Raw genomic sequence first — 20170 nt, 5'->3', positions numbered from 1 at the left:
GAGGTGCGCATTTTGCATGCATCAGCGAGCGTGCAAGGAGGAGCTTCCCCATGAAAAAGATCGATGCATTCAACCACATCTGGCCAAAGCCCTTTTTTGACGCCCTGATCGACCATATCGGCACGATGACGGACATCACCATGCGCTCCGGCGCGGTGCCGATGATGACCGAGCTCGACCGCCGCTTTGAAGTGATGGACATGTTCGGCGAGGAGTATCAGCAGGTGCTCTCGCTCGCCTCGCCGCCGCTCGAGAAGCTGGCCGGTCCCGAAAAGGCGCTGGAGCTTTCGCGCATCGGATCGGATTCTATGGCCGAGCTGGTCGAGAAGTATCCGGAACGCTTCCCCGGCTTCATCGGCACGGCGCCGATGAACAGCCTCGACTCGGTGATCGAGGAAAGCCGCCGCGCGATCGAGGATCTCGGCGCCGTCGGCATGCAGATCTTCACCAACATCGCCGGCGATCCGGTCGACCTGCCGAAATACGAGCCCTTCTTCGAATACATGGCGAAGTCCGGCAAGCCGGTCTTCCTGCACCCCGCCCGCGGCGAGAACTTCAGCGATTATTCCAATGAGAAGCGCTCGGAATACGAAATCTGGTGGACGTTCGGCTGGCCCTACGAGTCGTCGGCCGCGATGGCGCGCATGGTGTTCTCGCGCTTCTTCGACAAGTTCCCGGGCCTGAAGGTCGTGACGCACCATGCCGGCGGCATGGTGCCGTTCTTCGAAGGCCGTGTCGGCCCCGGCTGGGACCAGATGGGCAAGCGAACGACGGACCGCGATCTGGCGGAAGTCCGCAAGGCGCTGAAGCGTCCGCATCTCGACTATTTCAAGGAATTCTATGCCGATACCGCCTCGTTCGGTTCGCGCAAGGCGATCGAGCACGCCATGGAGTTCTTCGGCGAGGACCGCGTTCTCTTCGCCTCCGACGCGCCGTTCGATCCCGAGGGCGGTCCGATGTACATCCGCGAGACGATCAAGATCCTCGAGGCCCTCGACGTCTCGGAGGAGGTTCGGGCCAAGCTCTTCCACGGCAATGCGCAGACGCTGCTCGGCCTGAAGCAGTGAGGGTAGGATCATGACGGCAACATACCCCGAAGCCCGAAACTACATCGGCGGCGAATGGATCGCCGGAGCCGCCAGTTCGGACAGCGTCAACCCCGCCGACGGTTCGGTGCTGGGTTCCTGGCAGCCCGGCAGCAAGGCGCTTGCCGAGCAGGCCGTGGCGCGCGCAAAGCAGGCGTTCGAGACCACTGGCTGGTCGTCGTCGCCGCGTCAGCGTGCGGCCGCGCTCTACGAACTGGCCGACCGCCTGGAAGAGGTGAAGGACGAACTGGCCGACCTGATCGTCGCGGAAAACGGCAAGCTCAAGCGCGAAGCCGTCGGCGAGATCATGGGGTCGATCTCCGAGACGCGCTATTACGCCGGGCTTGCCCGCACCGTACTCGGGCGAACGCTGGAAACAGCGCCGGGCAATTTTTCGATGATGAACCGCGAAGCGGCCGGTGTCACCGCGATCATCGTGCCGTGGAACGCCCCGGTCACCCTGCTCGTCCGCTCGCTCGGGCCTGCCCTGGCGGCGGGTTGCACGGTGGTGATCAAGCCGGCGCCGCAGACGCCGCTGATCCATGCCCTGGTGATGCGCTGCGTCGACGGGTGCGCGTCGCTTCCAAAAGGCGTGGTCAATTCGGTCAACGAGAACGGCATCGAGGTCGGCGAGGCGCTGGTCGCTTCGGAAGACATCGACGTCATCTCCTTCACGGGTTCCAGCGCCACCGGCAAGCGCATCATGGCGGGCGCCGCGCCCACGCTCAAGCGGCTGTCGCTGGAGCTTGGCGGCAAGGCCCCGGCCGTGGTGTTCGAGGATGCCGATCTCGACCAGGCGGTGCGTGAACTGACTGCCGCTTCGCTGATGATGGCCGGCCAGATCTGCGTCGCGGCGACGCGTTTCCTGGTGGCCAAGCCGATCGAGGCGGCGTTTACCGCGCGGGTCAAGGCGGCCTTCGAGGCCGTCAGGACCGGACCGGGCGCAGATCCTGCGAGCCAGATGGGATCTCTCATCGACCATGCGAACCAGAAGCGCGTCGCGCAACTGGTGGAGCAGGCGGGCGACGAGGGCCAGCTCATTCTCAAGGGTGGCGCACCAAACGGACCGCTGGCGAAGGGTGCCTTCATCACCCCGACGCTGTTCAGCATCGACGATGTCCGGTCGCCGCTGGTCCAGGAAGAACTGTTCGGCCCCATCGTCTCGGTCGAGACCTTCGAGGACGAGCAGGAAGCGGTCGCCAAGGCGAATGCGACGCGCTACGGGCTCGCCGCCAGCGTGTTCACGCAGAACCTGAACCGTGCAACGCGGATCTCGCGCGCCATCCGCGCCGGCACCGTCTGGCTCAATTGTCACGGACGGCTCTTCGCCGAGGGAGAGACGGGCGGCTATCGCCATTCCGGTCTCGGTCGGCTTCATGGCGTCGAGGGGCTCAACGACTTCCTCGAAACCAAACACGTCTATCTGGAGGCGGGCGCGGTCTGACCGCCCGCCGCAGCCCTGAGAGCATGATCATGCAGGAACGAGCAACGCAGGTCGTCATCGTCGGCGGCGGCCCGGTGGGGATGGGACTTGCCATCGAGCTCGGCCAGCGCGGCGTTGCCGTCGTCGTCGTCGAGAAGTACCCGACACCGCAGCCGGTGCCGAAGGGCCAGAACCTGACCCAGCGCACCATGGAACATTTCCATTTCTGGCATGCGGAAAAGGAACTGCGCGCGGCACGCACCGTGCCGAAGGAATACGGCATTGGCGGGTTGACAGCATACGGAACCCTGCTCGGCGACTACCACTATGACTGGCTGCAGCGCGAACTCGTTCGGCCCTATTACCTCACCGACAACGAGCGCCTGCCGCAATATGCGACGGAAGAGGTCTTGCGCGCGCGCGCGGCACAACTGCCCTCGATCGAGCTCCTCTACGGATGGAGCGGCGACGACGTCGAGCAGGACACCGGCGGCGTGGTCGTGACCGCGCTGAACCGCGAGAGCGGGGAGCGCATCAGGATACGCGCCGACTATGCGGTGGGTTGCGATGGCAGCAAGTCGTCGCTGCGCGAGGCTGCGGGCATCACCCAGACGCGCTCCGACCACGACCGGCTGATGGTGCTGCTGGTGTTCCGCTCGACCGGGCTGCATGAACTGCTCAAGCGTTTTCCCGGCAAGAGCTTCTACAACGTGCTGCACCCGGACCTCGAAGGCTACTGGCAGTTCTTCGGGCGCGTCGACCTGGGAAACACCTGGTTCTTCCATGCCCCGGTGCCGCCGGGAACCACCGCCGACAATTTCGACTTCGAATCGTATCTTCACCGCGCCGTCGGCGCGCCGTTCGACGTCGAGTTCGAGCATATCGGTTTCTGGGACCTGCGGGTCGCCATTGCCGACAGCTACCGCAACGGCCGCGTCTTCATCGCCGGCGATGCCGCGCACAGTCACCCGCCCTATGGCGGCTATGGCATCAACACCGGCCTGGAGGACGCGCGCAACCTCGGCTGGAAGCTTGCCGCCACGCTGCAGGGCTGGGGTGGTGCCAGCCTGCTCGACACATACGATGCGGAACGTCGCCCGGTCTTCGCCTCGACGGCACGCGACTTCATCGAAAAGGCGATCGAAAGCGACCGGTCTTTTCTGGCGACCCATGATCCTGAGCGCGATCGCAAGGCGTTCGAGGCCGAATGGGCCGAGCGCGGTTCCGGGGCCCGAGGAGAGGTCAATGCCTTCGAGCCGAACTATCGCGGCTCGCCGATCGTCGCCGGCACGCCTGGCGCGAAAACGAATGCCGTCGGCAGCCACGTTTTCGAAGCGCGGGCCGGGCATCATCTGGCGCCGCTCGTCCTGTCGGATGGGCGCAATGTCTACGAGACGCTGGGCGAGGGTTTCACCTTGCTGACGTTCGATGGCGAGGCGGGCGTGGCCGCGGCCTTCGAGGCAGCCGCTAAGGCCTGCGGCATTCCTCTGGCGCTGATGCGGGACACCGCCGACGGGGAATGCGCCAAGTACAAGGCGCGCTACGTGCTGGTGCGGCCGGACCAGTTCGTCGCCTGGGCCTCCGATACGCCACCGGCGGATGCGGACGCGCTGCTTCGGCAGGCCAGCGGCAGCATGTCGGACAATTAGGTGGGCCAGTTGCGCAGCGCTGGCTGACCGTCAGTAGAGCTTGCCGCGCGCCGTCACCGGCCAGAGCGTTTCGACGCGGTCGCCCCGCATGCCGACATACCAGTCGTAAAGATTGCAAGTCGGGTCGCAATGGCCAGGCACGAGTCTCACCTGCTCGTTGATGCGCAACCGGCCTGCGGGATCGGCGAACTGCACGTGCTCGTCCGACAGTCCGGTGCAGGTCACGCCGTCGATGCCGTGAACCGTCGGCAGCCCGCTGTCGACAGCAAGCGCCTTGAGCCCGGCATCCGCCACGGCCCTGCCGGACGAAACGCTCATCACCGACGTAAGCACGAACAGCGCGTGCTCGAAGCCGTCATTGGCCGTTTCGCCCAGAGCGCGGCGATAGTCCGCATCCATGAAGACGTAGGAGCCGCACTGAAGCTCGTTCCACACGCCGCTCGCGGCCTCGAACGGATAGGTGCCGGTGCCCGCCCCGCCGACGATGTCGCATTCCAGTCCGCTCGCCGCGATCAGCGTGACCGTCTCCTTGGTGAGCGCTTCGGCATGCGCGATGGCATTCCTGCGTTCGGATTCCGTCGCCAGATGCTGGGCCCGCCCGTGATAGGCCTGGATGCCGGAAAAACGCAGTCCGGCAGCCGCGTCGATCGCCAGTGCAAGGTCGCGGGCTGCTTCGCCCGGCGCGATACCACAGCGTCCCGCGCCGCAGTCGATTTCGACCAGAACTTCGAGCGTCGTACCCGCAGCGACGGCGGCGGCTGACAGATCGCCAACCGCTGCGGGATCGTCAACGCAGACGAGAATACGAGCGCGTTCGGCGAGCTTGGCCAGACGCGCCAGCTTCGCGGGTTGGCGAACCTCGTTGGCGACGAGAATGTCGGTGATGCCGGCGCGGACCATGGCCTCTGCTTCGGACACCTTCTGGCAGCATATGCCGCAGGCTCCGCCACGCTCCATCTGCAGCCGCGCGATGTCCGCGGATTTGTGCGTCTTGGCATGCGCGCGCAGACGCACGCCTTTCGGCTCGGCGGCCTGGCGCATCCGGTCCAGATTGCGTTCCATCGCGTCGAGATCGATGATCAGGGCAGGGGTCTGGATCTCGTGCAAGGCCATGCCGGGCAGTGCGGGAACATCGAAACCGGGTTCTGCGCCGGCGAGGGACGGATGGATCGAATGGTGCACGCACACTTCTCCTTGGCGATTCGCGGACGATGTGGTCGCCGCAGCGGGCAGTTTTCCAAAGTGGCCACCCAAAAGATAGAGGCGTCGTCAGCATGTCGTGCCGATCGACCGGAGCGACGCCAATTCCCGTTTGCGAATGGCTTGAAGGCAGTCGCGTCGACATCGCCGGCCCCGCACATGCTCGATCGCTGCAGAGCCGTTCGTCCCCCTAGGTTGTGAAGAGCCCGAAACCCCGGTATCGCTGTCGGGGGAAATTGACATAATGGTATATTGATATACCATTAGAGTTAGAAGAGGGAAGACGTGGTACGCGCTTGGTCTGGCTGGTGGGGTGATGGTCCCGCCGGTCGGCACAGCCGACGCTGCCACGAACGGAAAATGCATCGAATGGCCGCTACCCTGCCGTACGAGATTCTGGCTTACGCAGTCGGTGGCGAGCTTGAAGTGGCTTGCCGCGCTGCACCCGTCGACGGCACGAAGGTGCCGGTGCATTCACGACACATATCCCAAGTTTCAATGCTTTCAGACGAGGGGCTCTTTCCCCTTCTGACGACGCGCGTTGCAGCCCAGCGCGGGAAAGATCGGCCCCAATGAAAACAACGTTGAAACAGCGCCTGGCCGAAGATCGGATCCTGGTCGCGCCGGGCGTCTACGATGCACTCTCGGCCCTGATCGCCGAGCAGGCGGGGGCGGAGGCCGTCTATCTCTCCGGCGCCTCCATCGCCTACACCCGCTTCGGGCGTTCCGACATCGGGCTCGTGTCGATGAGCGAGGTGGCCGATACGGTCGCTGTCGTGCGCGACCGCATCCACCTGCCGATCGTGGTGGATGCCGACAACGGCTTTGGCAATGCGCTGAACGTTCAGCGCACGGTGCGGGTGTTCGAGCGCATGGGGGCCAATGCCCTTCAACTCGAGGACCAGACGATGCCCAAGCGCTGTGGTCACCTCGACGGCAAGCAGTTGATCTCGTCGTCGGAGATGGCAGGCAAGATACGTGCTGCATGCGACGCGCGCGCCAGCGAGGATACGCTGATCATCGGACGTACCGACGCGATCGCCGTGGAAGGCTTTTCCTCGGCTCTCGATCGTGCCGAAGCCTATCTCGAGGCCGGGGCCGACCTGCTGTTCATCGAGGCGCCGCAGTCTGTCGAGGAACTCGATACGATCTGCTCGCGGTTTCGCGGCCGGGTCCCGCTGATGGCCAACATGGTCGAGGGCGGCAAGACCCCGATCATGAACGCGCAGGATCTGCAGGATCGCGGATTCTCCTTCGTCATCTTTCCCGGCGGCGTGGTGCGCGCGGTGGCGGCGACGGCACGCGACTATTACGCGAACCTGCTGGCCAACGGGTCGAACGAGGCCTTCCGCGCCCGCATGTTCGACTTTGCCGGGCTCAATGATGTGATCGGTACGCGCGAACTCCTCGAAAGCGCCAAGACTTACGACGGTGGAGACGCCTGATGGCCCTGGACAACGTGACGCTGGCGATCCTCAAGGGTCGCCTGGAGCAGATCGCCGACGAGATGGATGCGACGCTGTTCCGTTCGGCGTTCAATCCGATCATCGCAGAGGCCCACGATGCCTCGCACGGCATCTATGACGCGGTGACCGGCGACACGCTGGTTCAGGGGAAATCCGGACTGCCGATCTTTGTCGGCGTAATGGCGTTTGCCGTGAAGGCGGTGATCGACAAGGCGGCCCGGCAGGACGGCATCAAGGACGGCGACGTCTGGATTTTCAACGATCCCTATGACGGGGGAACGCACCTGTCGGACTTCCGTCTCGTCAAGCCGGTGTTTCGCGACGGAAAGGTGTTCTGTTTCCTGGCCTCGGTGGGCCATTGGCACGACGTTGGCGGCAACGTGCCGGGCAACTACAATCCGGCGGCCACCGAGTGTTTCCAGGAAGGCATGCTGATTCCGCCTGTGAAGCTCTTCGAGGCCGGCGTCTACAAGTCCGACATTGTCGACATCCTGTCGGCCAATTCGCGCCTTCCGCTGTCGCTCTATGGCGACCTCAATGGGCAGATCAACGCGCTGGAACTGGGCCAGAAGCGCGTCGTCGAACTTCTCGACGAATATGGCGACGCCACCATCGCGCAATGCCTGGGCGAGCTGAAGTCTCGCGCTGCGCAGATGATGCGCGCACAGATAAAGGGCCTGCCTTCCGGCACCGTCTCGGCGGAGGATTTTCTTGACAATGACGGCATCTCCGACGAGCCGCTGAAGATCGCGCTCGACCTGACGATCGACGGCGACCGGATGGTGATGGACTTCTCGCGCTCCTCGCCGGCCTGCGCGGGGCCGGTGAACATCTCGCGCTCAACCACGGTGGCGGCCTGCTACGTGGCGCTGAAACACATTTTCGGCGATGTGCCCGCCAATGCCGGCGTGCTGGAGCCGGTCGAGTTCCGCATCGACGAGGATTCGCTCCTCTCCGTACGCGCGCCGAAACCTGTCGGCGGCTATACCGAAACGATCCTGCGGCTGATCGACGTGGTGTTCCAGGCAGTGGCACAGATCGCGCCGGCCCCGGCGATGGCCTGCGCCTACGGCACCATCAACGCGCTGTCTCTCGCCGGACACCGGACGAATGGGCAGCGCTGGGTGATGTTCTCCTTCTTCGGTGGCGGACATGGCGCCCATGGCGCAGGCGATGGCCTCAATCACGGCAATGCCCCGATCTCGACGGCCACGATACCGCCGCTGGAAATCCTGGAGACGGCCTATCCCGTGCGCTTCACCAAATGGGGGCTGCGCCCCGATTCCGGCGGCGCCGGCGCCTATCGCGGTGGGTTGGGCGCGATCTACGAGATCGAGCTTCTCGAAAAGAACGCGGATGTCTTCCTCTTCGGCGAGCGCGGCAAGTTCGCGCCAAAGGGGGTCGTCGGCGGTGGGGACGCGGCGCTGAACCGGTTCACCTACGAACAGGCCGACGGCGACCACACGCCGCCGATGGTCTCCAAGATGGTCGGCATCCATATCGACAGGGGCCAGAAGGTCAGGCTGGAGACGCCCGGCGGCGGCGGCTACGGCAGCGCGTTCGAGCGGGATGCCGAAGCCGTGGCGCGCGACGTGCGGCAGGGCTTCGTCACCGCGGCCCGCGCCAGGCAGGATTACGGCGTGGTGCTCGATGCGCAGGGTGATCCGGACCTTGAAAAGACGAATGCGCTGCGGGGAGCGTCGGCATAATGAAGAGAGTCCAGTACACGATCGGCGTTGACGTGGGCGGCACGTTCACCGACGTCTTCATCCTCGACGAAGCGTCGGGACAGGTGAAGACGGTCAAGGTGCCTTCAACGCGCGGCGACCAGTCGAAGGGTTTCGTCGACGGCATCTCCCGCGAGGTCGGCGATTTCGCCGACATCCGCACCATCGTGCATGGCACCACGGTCGGCACCAACGCGCTGCTCGAGCGCAAGGGTGCCCACACCGGCATCATCACCACGCAGGGCTTTCGCGACGTGCTGGAAATGCGCCGCCGCGACCGCCCGACCACCTGGGGACTGAAAGGCGCCTTCACGCCGGTCGTCGAGCGCGGTGACCGTGTCGAAGTCGCGGAACGCACGCTTGCCGACGGCTCGATTCTCGAGCCGGTGGATCTGGAGGAGGTGAAGGCGCGCGCGAAGGACCTTGCGGAGGCAGGGTGCGAGGCGGTCTGCGTGTTCTTCATCAACGGCTACGCCAATGCCGACAATGAAAAGCAGGCAGTGGAAGCCGTCCGCTCGGTCTGGCCGAACGAATACGTGACGGCGGCCACCGAGATCCTGCCGGAAATCCGCGAGTTCGAACGCCTCTCCACCGCGACGCTCAACGCCTATCTGCAGCCCGTCGTCTCGTCCTATCTGGACAGGCTCGAAAAGGGCCTGGCCGAAAGGGGCTTTGCCGGCGACGTGCTGATCGTGCAGTCAAACGGCGGCGTGATGTCGGTGGAGACCGCCAAGCGATATCCCGTGCGCACGGCCCTGTCCGGCCCGGCGGCAGGCGTCATCGCGGCGCAGGAAATCGCCAGGGCGGCGGGATTCGACGACATCATCACCTGCGACATGGGCGGTACGTCCTTCGACGTGTCGCTGGTCGCCGGCAACAAGGCCGCGCTGTCTGCACAGACCGCCATCGACTTCGGCATGGTGGTTCGCACCCCGATGATCGAGATCACCACCATCGGTGCTGGCGGCGGTTCGATCGCCTCCGTGGATCGCGGCGGGCTGCTGCAGGTCGGACCCGAATCCGCAGGCTCTGACCCCGGCCCGGTCTGCTACGGCCTTGGCAACGACCGTCCGACGGTCACCGACGCCAATGTCGTGCTTGGCCGGATCAATCCCGATCGCCCGATCGGCGGCAAGCTGGCCCGCCTCGATGTCGACGCCGCGCGCCAGGCGATCGACGCCCATATCGCGGGCCCGCTGGGCCTGTCGATCGAGGATGCGGCGGAAGCGATCCTGAAGCTCGCAAACGCCAAGATGGCGGGCGCGATCCGGCTGGTGTCCATCGAGAAGGGGCACGACCCCGCACGCTTCGCAGCGATGCCCTTTGGCGGCGGCGGTTCGCTTCATACCGGTGCGCTGATCAAGGAAGTCGGTCTCGGCTCCGCGCTGGTGCCGCGCTTCCCGGGCGTGACCTCGGCCCTCGGCTGCGTCGTTGCCGACATGCGCCACGACCGCGTGCAGACCGTCAACAAGCTCCTGAGCCAACTCGACGCCGCCGCTCTTGGAGCCGAGATGGAGCAGGTTGCAAGCGAGACGGAGGACTTGCTGAAGGCCGCCGAAATCGCATTCCAGAGCATCGACCGGATCTTTGAGTTCGACATGCTCTATCTCGGCCAGACCCACACGGTGAGCGTGCCCGTGACGATCCCGGCCGGGGGCCTGACGAGAGACGCGATTTCGACGGCTTTCGATGCAGCCTACAAGGAAGCGTTCGGTCGTCTCCTCGACAACATCCAGACGCGCGTGATGAACTATCGGATCGCGGTGGTCGGGCGGCGCCCCAAGCTCGACATGACGGTCTTCGCGCCCGTCGACGGAAAGGCGGCTGAGGACTGCCTTCGCGGCACGCGCCGGATCTATGCGGAAGGTGCCTTCCACGAGGCGCGGATATTCGATCGCCTCGGCCTTGCGGTCGGGGCCGTCATCGAAGGTCCGGCGATCCTCGAGCAGGCCGATACCACGATCTTCGTGGATCCGGGCCTGGCGGCGACCGTGGACGATTATGGAAATCTCGTGATGAGGCCCGTGCAATGAGCGTTGATCTTTCCGCGACGGACCTTGGCTCCACCGCCCTGCTCATCGTCGACCTGCAGAACGACTTCATCCATCCCGATGGCGCCTATGCGCGCGGCGGGCAGAAAAGCGACGCGATCGCCGCATTGCCGGAACGGGTCAAGCCGGTTGCGGACGCGCTTCGTGACAAGGGCGGCTGGGTGATCTCGACCCAGTTCACGCTGGTGCCCGGCAAGGGCGGCGAACCGTTCATCTCGCCGCATCTGAAGGAACTGCGGCCGTTTCTCGGAAAGGGCGATTTCGCGCCCGGCGGCTGGGGACATTCGCTTGTCGACACGCTGCAGCCGGCGGACGTGACGATCGAGAAGGTCGCCTATTCCGCCTTCTACATGACGCGGCTGGAATGGGTGCTGCGCAAGGCTGGCATCGAGACGCTGATCATCTGTGGCATCGTCACCAATGGCGGCGTTGCATCGACGCTGCGCGACGCCCACGTGCGCGACTTCAGGACCGTGCTCCTGACAGACGGCTGCGCCGCATTCAAGACAGAGACGCATGATCGCTCGGTCGCCGACCTGTCGACCATCGCTACACCGCTGACCTGCGCGCAGGCTGCATCGATCCTCGCGCAGCGCTGAACCCGCTGCGCGCGACCGGTCTCAGACCGAGAGCATTGCCACGATCTCGTCGGTGCGGCGCACATCACCGAAGCTCTGCAGGAATGTCGTCAGCGCCGCGATGTGCGCCTCGTCGGTGCGCGTTGCGTTGGCATCCTCGATCATGATCGTCTTGAAATCCGTCATCACGGCGTCGCGCGCGGAACTGTCGCAACACACATTCGTCATGCAGCCGGCGATCAGCACGGTGTCGATGCCGGCCGTTCGCAGCAGGATCGGCAGGTTGCTGGTGCCCGGCAGGAATGCCGACAGGCGGTATTTGTTGATGACCATGTCGCCGTCCTGGACGTCGAGGCCGTCATACAGCGCGTGCATCTCCGCGCCGTCCTGAAGCGCGTCCAGGATGCGCCCGGACAATTGCGGGTTGACCATGTAGTCGAAGAAGTTCGGCCAGCCCGCTTTGTCGAAGGTGGCCCGTATCCAGACCACGCGCCCGCCCGCCTCGCGCATGGCGGCGGCAAGCCGGTTGACGTTGGGCACGATGGTTCGGGACTGCGGCACTTCCGAGGGCGCGCCCGCGTCCATGAAGGCGCGTTGCAGGTCGATCACCACGAGGGCGCTTTTCGCGGCCTCGATCGTATCGAACACATGCGGCCTGCCGCGCCGCGCGGCGGCCGCCTCGATGACGGAAGCCGGCAGGGCGGGGTGCATCGGCAGTGGATCAGACGTTTGCGACATCATGGTGCTCCGTTGGATTGGTCAGCCGGCACAGCGCACGTCGAGCACGGCGCAGCGGCCATTGGCGCGTATTTCGGCAAAGGCGCGGTCCAGTGCGTCCGGCAGCGAGGCCGGATCGTCCACCGTGTCTCCCCAGCAGCCGCAGGCGCGGGCGACCGCGGCAAAGTCTGGCACCGGTTCGAAGCGCGTCAGGGGCATGCGGTTGGCCCGCGTCGCATATCCGTCGGGATACATTGCCCGCGTCGCGCGCGCGACCGCGCCCCAGCCGGCATTGTTGAATATCATCACCAGGATCGGAATGTTCTCCGCCGCCGCGATCTGATGACAGGCGATGGGGTTGGCGAAAAGGTGGCTGCCGTCGCCCACCGCCGCGATCACCTCGCGGTCGGGCGCGGCGAGTTTAGCCCCGAGCGCTGCGGGCAGCCCCCAGCCGAGGCCGCCGGCTGGCGAACTGCCGTAGAACTCGCCCGGCTCCGTCGTGGTCATCACCGAACGCACCAGCGGATATTCGTTGACGAGGATCGAGCCCTGTGCGCGCGCACGGTCCAGACAGGCCGACGCCCAGGCCATCGTCATCTGGCGCGGCATCTGGGTGCCTGCCTCACGCGCGGCCTGTCGCATTGCAAGGCAGCGATCACGCATTGCCGCCGCGCGTGCCGGCGGCTCACCACTGCCGAGCTCATCCAGCATCGACTGGATGAACAGGCGCGGCGCAGCGCGTATCGTGAGATCCGACCGGAACCCCCGCAGCGGGTAGCGGGCCTGCAGCGGGTCGATGCCTGCCTGGATCACCGTCAGCCCTGGATGGGTGCCGTCGCTGCCCGGCATCCATGGCACATCGCATTCGAGCACCAGCACGACATCGGCCTCCGCCAGCCAGGGCGAAACCTCGAACCCGCCATGGTACGCATCCTCGCTGGACAGGCTGAGATGACGCGGACGGTATTCGACGACGGGCGCGCCGAGCCGCGCGGCGAGTTTAGACAGGAGCGCGGGGACGGTCTTGTCGACGCCGGCCCGCGCGGTGACGATCAGCGGCGACTTCGCGGCCAGAAGTGCCTGTACGGCTCTGGCGATATCGGCGGGATCGGGCGCGCCGAGACGAGCCGGCGCCAGCAGCGGCGGCGCGTCGATTTCGTCGCCGGCAGGTTCCATCGCCAGCAATTCGCGCGGCAGGGTCAGGTAGACGGGCCCCCCCGGGTCTGAATGGGCGAGCGCCAGCGCGCGGTCCGTTGCGTGCACGAGCAGGCGCGGGTCCTTCAATTCGTAGTCCCAGCGCACGCTTTCGCGCACCATTCCCGCCTGGTCGAACATCTCCTGGGCCCAGTGAATGTTCAGCGACCGTGCGCCCGCTTCGCCGGATTCCAGGAAAGGGGTGCGTCCAGCCGCCAGAAGCAGAGGCACATAGTCCCGGTCGGCGTTGATGACGCCGTTCAGCGCGTTGGCGGTGCCTACATTGACATGCACCATCGCCGCCTGCGCCCGGCCCGATACCATGGCATGTCCATGCGCCATCGAAACGGCGGCGTTCTCATGCCCACACAGGACCGGGCGTGGAATGTCGATGCCCAGTTGCTCCGCACGCGCGATGCCCTCGACAATCGACGGGAAGTCGGTTCCAGCGTTCGCGAACAGGAAATCGACGCCGCGTGCCTTGAGCAGTCTGAGCCACGCTTCCCCTACGGTTTCAGGCGCAAATTCCATCCGCGATATCCTTGCCAGATTAGTATTATTCACATAACAATATATCAGAGGGAAGCCGGAGGCGACAACGAAATGTCATTCAAGGCCATCGACATAGTGGTCAATCCGCTGACGCCGCAGATCGTCGCGTCGCGCCCCGCCTGGACACGCACGTTCCATACCGGGAAGATCGGCCGTGCCGAGGCGGACGTCGCATCCGTCAGCCATGAAGACATGATCCGGCAGATGGACGAGGCCGGCATCGAACGCTCGTTCCTGATCGCCTGCAAGCTCGGGCAGGAGGGCACGCCCGGCGCCTGGCACATGCCGTATGAATGGATAGCGGAGGCGGTCGCCGCCCATCCAGACCGGTTTTCGGGCCTTGCCGGGGTCGATCCCACGGAAGGCATGGAAGGCGTGCGCCGCCTCGAACGCGCCGTGCGCGACATGGGGTTCATCGGCGCACACACCTATCCGCACTGGTTCGAGCTGGAGCCCAACCACCGCAAATACTATCCGTTCTACGCCAAGTGCGTCGAACTTGGCATTCCCATCCAGATGCAGGTCGGCCAGTCGCTGGTCTACTACGACAAGCGACCGCTGCGCAGCGTTGCGCGGCCGATCCTCCTCGACGACATCGCCTGTGATTTTCCCGAGCTGAAGCTGATCGGCATCCATATCGGCATCCCGTGGACCGACGAGATGATCGCGATGGCCTGGAAGCACGAGAACGTCTTCATCGGCTCGGACGCGCACAGCCCGAAATACTGGCCCGAGCCGTTCATCCACTACATCAACACCTACGGCCGGCACAAAGTGATGTTCGGCACCGACTATCCGGTGCTGGCCTTCAAGCGAACCATGGACGAGATCGACGGTCTCGGCCTTCGGGAAGATGCGCGGCGCCTGTTCCTCCGGGACAATGCGTTGCGCGTCTATGGGTTGGAAAAATAACGGGAACACGGAGCAAATCATGCGAAGGCTAACCATACCGGCCGCGCTTGCCGCCGCGCTTTGTGCGCAGGCAGCGTACGCCCAGGAAGAAACAGTGACGATCGGCATCGTCACCGCCGAGACGGGGCCACTTGCCGCTCCCGGCAAGTTCCAGATGAACGGCTTCAATCTGGCCGTGGAAACCATCAACGAGCAGGGCGGCTTCGAGGTCGACGGGACGACCTACAAGCTCGAACTGCAGGTCTACGACACGCGATGCAACGCGGCCGAAGGTGCATCGGCGATGCAGCGCCTTGCCACGGTCGACCAGGTGCCGATCGTGCTCGGCGAACTGTGCAGCCCGGTCGCCGCCGCGGAGGCCCCGATCGCGCAGGACATGCAGGTTCCGCTGATCATCACGGTTCCGACCGCATCGAACCTGACGGAGCAGGATAACCCGTACTTCTTCCGCATCAACGCGCATAACGGGCAGCTCAACAGGGCGCTGGCGGACTACGTCCAGACGATCGATGCCGAGCCGCTCGCCTTCATCGCCTGGAACAACGACGCAGGTCGCGGCGGGGTCAACGGCATGCAGGCGCTGCTGCCGGAAGACTACGAGATCGGTTATGTCGGCTACTTCAATGTCGGCGAGGTCGACTTCTCGAACCACGTCACCAACATCCGCAATTCGGGTGCCAAGTCCGTCATGCTCTTGATGGATGAGGAGCCGGGCGCGCTCGCCATCAGGCAGCTCCGCGACGCGGGACTGGACGTGCAGCTCATCGGCACGCTGGCCATGGGCTCCAACCGTTTCCTCGACCGCCTGAACGCCGACTATCTCAACGGCATGGTGCAGTACAATTCGTTTCCGCCGAACGCGCCGCTGGAGCGCATCAAGGCGTTCAGCGACGCGTATTCGGCCAAGTTCGGCGAGGAATCGCACGGCTTCGCCGCACAGTCCTATGACGCCGTCTTTGCCGCCGTCGAGGCGATGAAGGCAGCCGGCACCACCACCGACGGCGCTGCGGTGCGCGATGCGCTTGCTGAACTTTCGTTCGAAGGCGTCATCGGGCCGATCTCGTTCGACGAGCAGGGCCAGGCATCGCCGCCCGTCTACATGACCGAGTGGTGCGAGGGCGGAGACCGCAAGGTCATCTTCCCGGCCGAGATGGTCGCCGATTGCGGCGCCGGCTGATCCGGACCGTTCATGAGGCCGCGCCGCCTTCAAGGCGCGGCCTATCCTGACAGCTCTCACACTCGGAGCCGGCATGGCGACCGCCATTCTCGAACAGTTCATCAACGGCGCGATGATGGGCTCGATCTATGTTCTCATGGCGCTCGGCATGGTGTTGATCTACGGCGTCATGCATGTCCTGAACTTCGCGCATGGCGTGCTGTTCATGGTGGGCGGCTACATGGCGCACCTGTATTTCTTCAACCTCACGGGCAGTTATCCGCTGGCCATCCTGTGCTCGATGGCATCGCTCGCCCTCATCGGCATGGTGCTCGAGAGGCTGATATTCCGGCAGCTACGCGACAACCTGCGCATGCAGATCGTCGCATCGCTGGGCCTGATACTGATCATCCAGAACGGTGTCGTGCAGTTGTGGGGACCGCATGCGCTGCAGATGCGTCCGGCGAGCGTCGACGCGCTGGTGCGCGTCGGCCAACTCTCGTTCACCGTGCAGCACTTCGTCATCATCGGCGTCGTGGCCTTGGCGGTGACGGTCCTCTATCTGTTCCTGACCCGCACCCGCCTGGGTACGGCGATGCGCGCCACCAGCCAGCATCCCGAGGCCGCAGTGGTCGTGGGCATAGACCCCAACCGGGTCTACACGCTCACCTTCATGATCGCATGCGCGCTGGCAGGACTTGGGGGTGCGCTGCTTGGACCGCTGTTCCTGATCTTCCCGCAGATGGGCGATGCGCCGATGCTGAAGGCGCTGTCGGCCATCATCATCGGCGGCATGGGCAGTGTGCCCGGCGCGATCGTCGGCGGTCTCGGGATCGGTATTCTGGAATCGCTTTCCACGCTGGTGATCCCCACCGACTATCGCGACACGATCGTCTTCGGCGCCCTCATCCTCATGCTGCTGGTGCGGCCGTGGGGCATCTTCGGTGTCCGCGTGCGCGGGGAGCATTGACCATGAAGCTCTCCCTGTCCGCGATCGCCGGACTGGCATTGTTCGTCCTGGGCGCGCTGGCACCGCTGATCTTCGGCAGCCAGCCCTACATCCTGTACGTGCTGACGCTGGCCCTGTGCTACGCCATCCCCGCCATCGGCATGAACCTGCTCTATGGCTACACGGGACTGGTCTCGCTCGGCCATATGGGTTTTGCCGGCGTGGGTGCCTACACCACCGCGGTGCTGATGAAGGATTTCGGCGTGCCCTTCGTGCCCTCGCTGCTTGCGGGCGCCGGCGCGGCCGGTCTCATCGGGCTGGTTGTCGGCATACCCTGCCTGCGCCTGCGCAGCCATTTCTTCATCGTGGTCACCCTTGCCGTGGGCATGATCATGTACACGCTGTTCAACAATCTCGACGCGCTGACCGGCGGCGCCGAGGGACTGCCCGGCATTCCGCGTCCGGAAGGCTTCGCCATCGGCGCCTTCGAGGTCGAGTTCCGCTCGCTGACGGGGTTCTATCTTCTCGTCTTCACTGTCACGGCCCTGGTCTTCCTGCTGCAATACGTCCTGGTGCGGTCGGATTTCGGACGTTCGCTGTCATCCGTGCGGCAGGACGAGTCACTGGCTGCGGCGCGCGGCGTCAACGTATTCGCGCACAAGCTTTTCGCCTTCGTGCTGTCGGCCGCGATCGCCGGCGTCGGCGGCGCAATGAAGGTGCTGTTCCTGCGGGCGGCGGCGCCCCTGTCTTTCGAACTGCAGGAAAGCATCAATCTGATCATGATGCTCATTCTTGGCGGCGCTGGCTATCTCATCGGCCCGATCATCGGCGCGATCACCTTCGTGGCGCTGCCGGAGTTCCTGCGCGTCGCGAGCGAGTTGCGTCTGATCTTCTTCGGCTTCGTGCTGCTGCTGCTCGCCCGTTTCGCCCCGCGCGGCATCTGCGGGCTGACCGAGGCCGCCTACACGAAGCTGTCCAACAGGGAGAAGGCCGTTGTCGCCCATACTTGAAGTCTCCGGGATCTCGAAGAATTTCGGTGGCATCCAGGCCGTGGACGGCGCGTCGTTCTCGCTTGGCCAGCCCGGCATTTACGGCCTTATCGGGCCGAATGGCGCGGGCAAGACGACGATGTTCGACATCATCTGCGGCCGGCAGATTCCGAATGCCGGAGAGGTCCGGTTCCATTCGCAGCGCATCGACGGAATGAAGCCCTACCGGCTCGCCCGCGAGGGGCTTGCCCGGACCTTCCAGGAATGCCGCGTGCTGCCGGAGGAGACATGCCTCGACAACGTCCTCTTCGCCGCCCAGGACAAGCGGCTGGGAGGCGAGGTGGTGCAGGCCCTGACCCGCAGCGGCAAGGCCCGCAGGGCAGCCGAGGCCGAGGCGCGTCGCCTGCTTCGGCTGATCAACCTGGAACGCTACGCCGACGAACCCGCCGGCGCGCTGTCATACGGCCAGCGGCGCCTTCTGGAAATCGTCTCCTGCCTGATGTCGAAGCCGCGCATCCTGCTTCTCGACGAGCCGGCCTCGGGCATCAACCCGACCCTTCTCAACACCCTTCGCGACTTCCTGGTGGAGATCTACGAGGAGACCAGGATCGTGTTCCTGATCGTCGAGCACAACATGGAATTTATCATGTCGCTGGCGAGCGAGATCGTCGTCATGCATCAGGGCAGGGTGCTGACGCAAGGCGCGCCCGACCGGGTGCAGTCCGACAAGAGCGTCATCGACGCCTATCTGGGATAAGCTCATGACCATGCTCAAGGTGCGCGGCCTCAAGGGCGGCTATGGCGGCGGAAGGCTGATCGTCGATGGCGTCGATCTCGACGTCGAGGCGGGCGAGATCGTCACGATCATCGGCCAGAACGGAGCCGGCAAGTCCACCATCCTCAAGAGCCTCTTCAACATGGCGCCGGTGCGCGAAGGAGAGGTGCTGCTCGACGGGCAGGACATATTCCAGGTAAGCCCCTTTCGCATGCTGACCGTCGGGCTCGCCTACATTCCCCAGCATCACAGCGTCTTTCCCAAGCTGACCATCGCGGAAAATCTGCGGATGGGCGGCTACCTTCTCAAGGACCAGAAGCTGCTGCAGGAGCGCACTGACAGGGTCGAGGAGATGTTCCCGATCCTCAAGGAGCGGCGCGGCGAATTCGCCGCCAGCCTGTCGGGTGGCGAACAGCGCATGCTGGAGATCGCCCGCACACTGATCATGGATCCCAAGGTCGTGATGCTCGACGAGCCCTCGATCGGCCTCGCCCCGAAAATGGTGGACCTCGTCTTCTCGACCGCGCGCCGCCTTGCGGAAGCCGGCAAGGCGATCCTCATGGTCGAACAGAACGTCAAGAGGGCGCTGGAAGCATCCGACCGCGGCTACGTGCTCGAGCTGGGTCAGGTGCGGATCAAGGACAGCGCGAGCGCCTTGATCGCCGACGAACGCGTGTCTCGGCTCTACATGGGCGTGCGCGGCTAGGTCGCGGAAGCCGGTCGCGTTTCTCGTTCAGCGCCGGAACTGCCGCCTGTCTATCGTCAGCGAGAGAACCTCCGGGCGCGAATAGTGCCCCGCCGTGTCGGCCAGCACCTTGGCGCGCCGGTTCGCCTCGAGGTCGATCTCGGCTATCACCAGCTTTTCTTCCAGCCCGATATGCGGCGCGGCGACGAACTCGCCCGTCGGGCCGATGATCGCCGACCACCCGCCGCCGACGCCAAGCACGTCGTTCGGTCCCATCGCCGTGTTGATCGCGTCGACGTTCTGCTGAGTCACCGGGTTCTGTGCCACGATCACGTGACACTGGCCGGTAATCGCGTGCGCGCGCATCAGAACCTCGACGCTCTGGTCATAGCTCGACGCGCGCGCATTGCGGCTCGAGGCGAAGGTCGGCCAGCTCGCGCAGTGGATTTCCATGTCCTGTTCGATCAGCGCCTGGCGCGCCAGGTTCAGCATGTGCTCGTAGCAGATCAGCGCGCCGACGCGCGCGCCCGCCATGTCATGCACGTCGAGCGTCGAGCCATCGCCCTGCGACCAGATCATCCGTTCGGCATAGGTCGGCTGAAGCTTGCGGTGCTTGCCCAGCATCGCACCGTCGCGGGCGATGAACACCTGGGTGTTGTACATCGTGCCGCCGGCGCGTTCGCTCAGGCCCATCACCACCGCGGTCCCGGCCTCGGCGGCGGCGGCGCAAAGCGGCTTCAACTCGTCTCCTGAGAGGTCCACCGACTGGTCGGCGTAACCGACATAGATGCCGTGCTGCTGGGCCGGCGTGTAGAGATTGATCCAGTAGGGGAAGCCTGGAAGATAGGTTTCGGGAAAGCACAGGAGCTCAACCCCGGACCGTCCGGCCTCGCGCACGATCTCGCAGGCCTTGGCCAGCGAAGCACGCTTGTCGAGCATGATTGACGATGCGTGGGCTGCCGCGACGACCGATTTGCGCATTCTTCCGCTTCCCCTGCTTGCCAGCCTCTTGCGGCTTTGCCGCCTATATGATGCATTGATATAACAATAAGAGCTGACGGA

17 protein-coding genes are annotated in these 20170 nt (G+C 64.9%); 13 read left to right on the top strand and 4 right to left on the bottom strand.

All coding sequences use genetic code 11. The features are described 5' to 3' along the window. Positions 1 to 50 precede the first annotated feature (50 nt). From AAFN84_RS20310 to AAFN84_RS20300, 3 genes are read left to right on the top strand one after another with little or no spacing between them, the layout of a single operon-like run. Positions 51 to 1067, top strand: a complete 1017-nt coding sequence (locus AAFN84_RS20310) for an amidohydrolase family protein (protein WP_347516504.1) — start codon at positions 51 to 53, stop codon at positions 1065 to 1067. A 10-nt stretch (positions 1068 to 1077) separates the two neighbouring features. Then, on the top strand, positions 1078 to 2529 hold the full coding sequence (locus AAFN84_RS20305; RefSeq protein ID WP_347516503.1) for an aldehyde dehydrogenase family protein: 1452 nt from the start codon (positions 1078 to 1080) through the stop codon (positions 2527 to 2529). Between the two features lie 29 nt (positions 2530 to 2558). Beyond that, positions 2559 to 4157 carry an FAD-dependent oxidoreductase gene (locus tag AAFN84_RS20300; protein ID WP_347516502.1) on the top strand — a complete coding sequence of 533 codons (1599 nt, stop codon included), beginning with the start codon at positions 2559 to 2561 and terminating at the stop codon, positions 4155 to 4157. A 30-nt stretch (positions 4158 to 4187) separates the two neighbouring features. Here the strand turns inward: AAFN84_RS20300 and AAFN84_RS20295 are convergent, their stop codons facing one another. After that, complete coding sequence (locus AAFN84_RS20295; protein WP_347516638.1) at positions 4188 to 5270, bottom strand: DSD1 family PLP-dependent enzyme; 1083 nt, start codon at positions 5268 to 5270, stop codon at positions 4188 to 4190. A 659-nt stretch (positions 5271 to 5929) separates the two neighbouring features. On the opposite strand from AAFN84_RS20295, the gene AAFN84_RS20290 reads away from it, so the two are divergent. From AAFN84_RS20290 to AAFN84_RS20275, 4 genes are read left to right on the top strand one after another with little or no spacing between them, the layout of a single operon-like run. Next, on the top strand, positions 5930 to 6802 hold the full coding sequence (locus AAFN84_RS20290; protein ID WP_347516501.1) for an isocitrate lyase/phosphoenolpyruvate mutase family protein: 873 nt from the start codon (positions 5930 to 5932) through the stop codon (positions 6800 to 6802). Beyond that, entirely contained in the window at positions 6799 to 8532 is a 1734-nt protein-coding gene (locus AAFN84_RS20285; RefSeq protein ID WP_347516637.1) for a hydantoinase B/oxoprolinase family protein, read from the top strand. The genes AAFN84_RS20290 and AAFN84_RS20285 overlap by 4 nt, the downstream gene beginning before the upstream one ends. Beyond that, on the top strand, positions 8532 to 10583 hold the full coding sequence (locus AAFN84_RS20280; RefSeq protein ID WP_347516500.1) for a hydantoinase/oxoprolinase family protein: 2052 nt from the start codon (positions 8532 to 8534) through the stop codon (positions 10581 to 10583). Before AAFN84_RS20285 ends, AAFN84_RS20280 begins: the two co-directional genes overlap by 1 nt. Beyond that, entirely contained in the window at positions 10580 to 11200 is a 621-nt protein-coding gene (locus AAFN84_RS20275) for a cysteine hydrolase (RefSeq protein WP_347516498.1), read from the top strand. Before AAFN84_RS20280 ends, AAFN84_RS20275 begins: the two co-directional genes overlap by 4 nt. A gap of 21 nt (positions 11201 to 11221) precedes the next feature. On the opposite strand, the gene AAFN84_RS20270 is transcribed toward AAFN84_RS20275, so the two are convergent. After that, positions 11222 to 11917, bottom strand: coding sequence for a cysteine hydrolase (locus AAFN84_RS20270; RefSeq protein WP_347516497.1), 696 nt, complete (start codon positions 11915 to 11917; stop codon positions 11222 to 11224). 21 nt (positions 11918 to 11938) lie between these two features. Further along, a complete protein-coding gene (locus AAFN84_RS20265) occupies positions 11939 to 13621 on the bottom strand; it encodes a thiamine pyrophosphate-requiring protein (protein ID WP_347516495.1) in 1683 nt (560 codons plus the stop codon). Between the two features lie 72 nt (positions 13622 to 13693). On the opposite strand from AAFN84_RS20265, the gene AAFN84_RS20260 reads away from it, so the two are divergent. The 6 genes from AAFN84_RS20260 (at position 13694) to AAFN84_RS20235 (ending at position 19129) form a co-directional block, all read left to right on the top strand. Then, on the top strand, positions 13694 to 14554 hold the full coding sequence (locus tag AAFN84_RS20260; RefSeq protein WP_347516494.1) for an amidohydrolase family protein: 861 nt from the start codon (positions 13694 to 13696) through the stop codon (positions 14552 to 14554). Positions 14555 to 14573: 19 nt separating this feature from the next. Next, positions 14574 to 15731, top strand: a complete 1158-nt coding sequence (locus AAFN84_RS20255) for an ABC transporter substrate-binding protein (RefSeq protein WP_347516493.1) — start codon at positions 14574 to 14576, stop codon at positions 15729 to 15731. A gap of 73 nt (positions 15732 to 15804) precedes the next feature. Further along, entirely contained in the window at positions 15805 to 16680 is an 876-nt protein-coding gene (locus AAFN84_RS20250) for a branched-chain amino acid ABC transporter permease (RefSeq protein WP_347516492.1), read from the top strand. 2 nt (positions 16681 to 16682) lie between these two features. After that, positions 16683 to 17669 carry a branched-chain amino acid ABC transporter permease gene (locus AAFN84_RS20245; RefSeq protein WP_347516491.1) on the top strand — a complete coding sequence of 329 codons (987 nt, stop codon included), beginning with the start codon at positions 16683 to 16685 and terminating at the stop codon, positions 17667 to 17669. Continuing rightward, a complete protein-coding gene (locus AAFN84_RS20240) occupies positions 17653 to 18405 on the top strand; it encodes an ABC transporter ATP-binding protein (protein WP_347516490.1) in 753 nt (250 codons plus the stop codon). The genes AAFN84_RS20245 and AAFN84_RS20240 overlap by 17 nt, the downstream gene beginning before the upstream one ends. A 4-nt stretch (positions 18406 to 18409) precedes the next feature. Continuing rightward, entirely contained in the window at positions 18410 to 19129 is a 720-nt protein-coding gene (locus AAFN84_RS20235) for an ABC transporter ATP-binding protein (RefSeq protein ID WP_347516489.1), read from the top strand. A 27-nt stretch (positions 19130 to 19156) separates the two neighbouring features. Here AAFN84_RS20235 and AAFN84_RS20230 read toward each other — a convergent pair whose 3' ends face one another. Next, positions 19157 to 20089: a carbon-nitrogen hydrolase family protein gene (locus AAFN84_RS20230; protein WP_347516488.1), complete on the bottom strand. Its 933-nt coding sequence runs from the start codon at positions 20087 to 20089 to the stop codon at positions 19157 to 19159. Between the last annotated feature and the right edge of the window lie 81 nt (positions 20090 to 20170).

It is taken from the genome of Mesorhizobium sp. CAU 1741 (assembly GCF_039839275.1).
Taxonomy (GTDB): Bacteria; Pseudomonadota; Alphaproteobacteria; order Rhizobiales; family Rhizobiaceae; genus Aerobium.
This window is presented reverse-complemented; position numbering and strand designations above follow the sequence as displayed.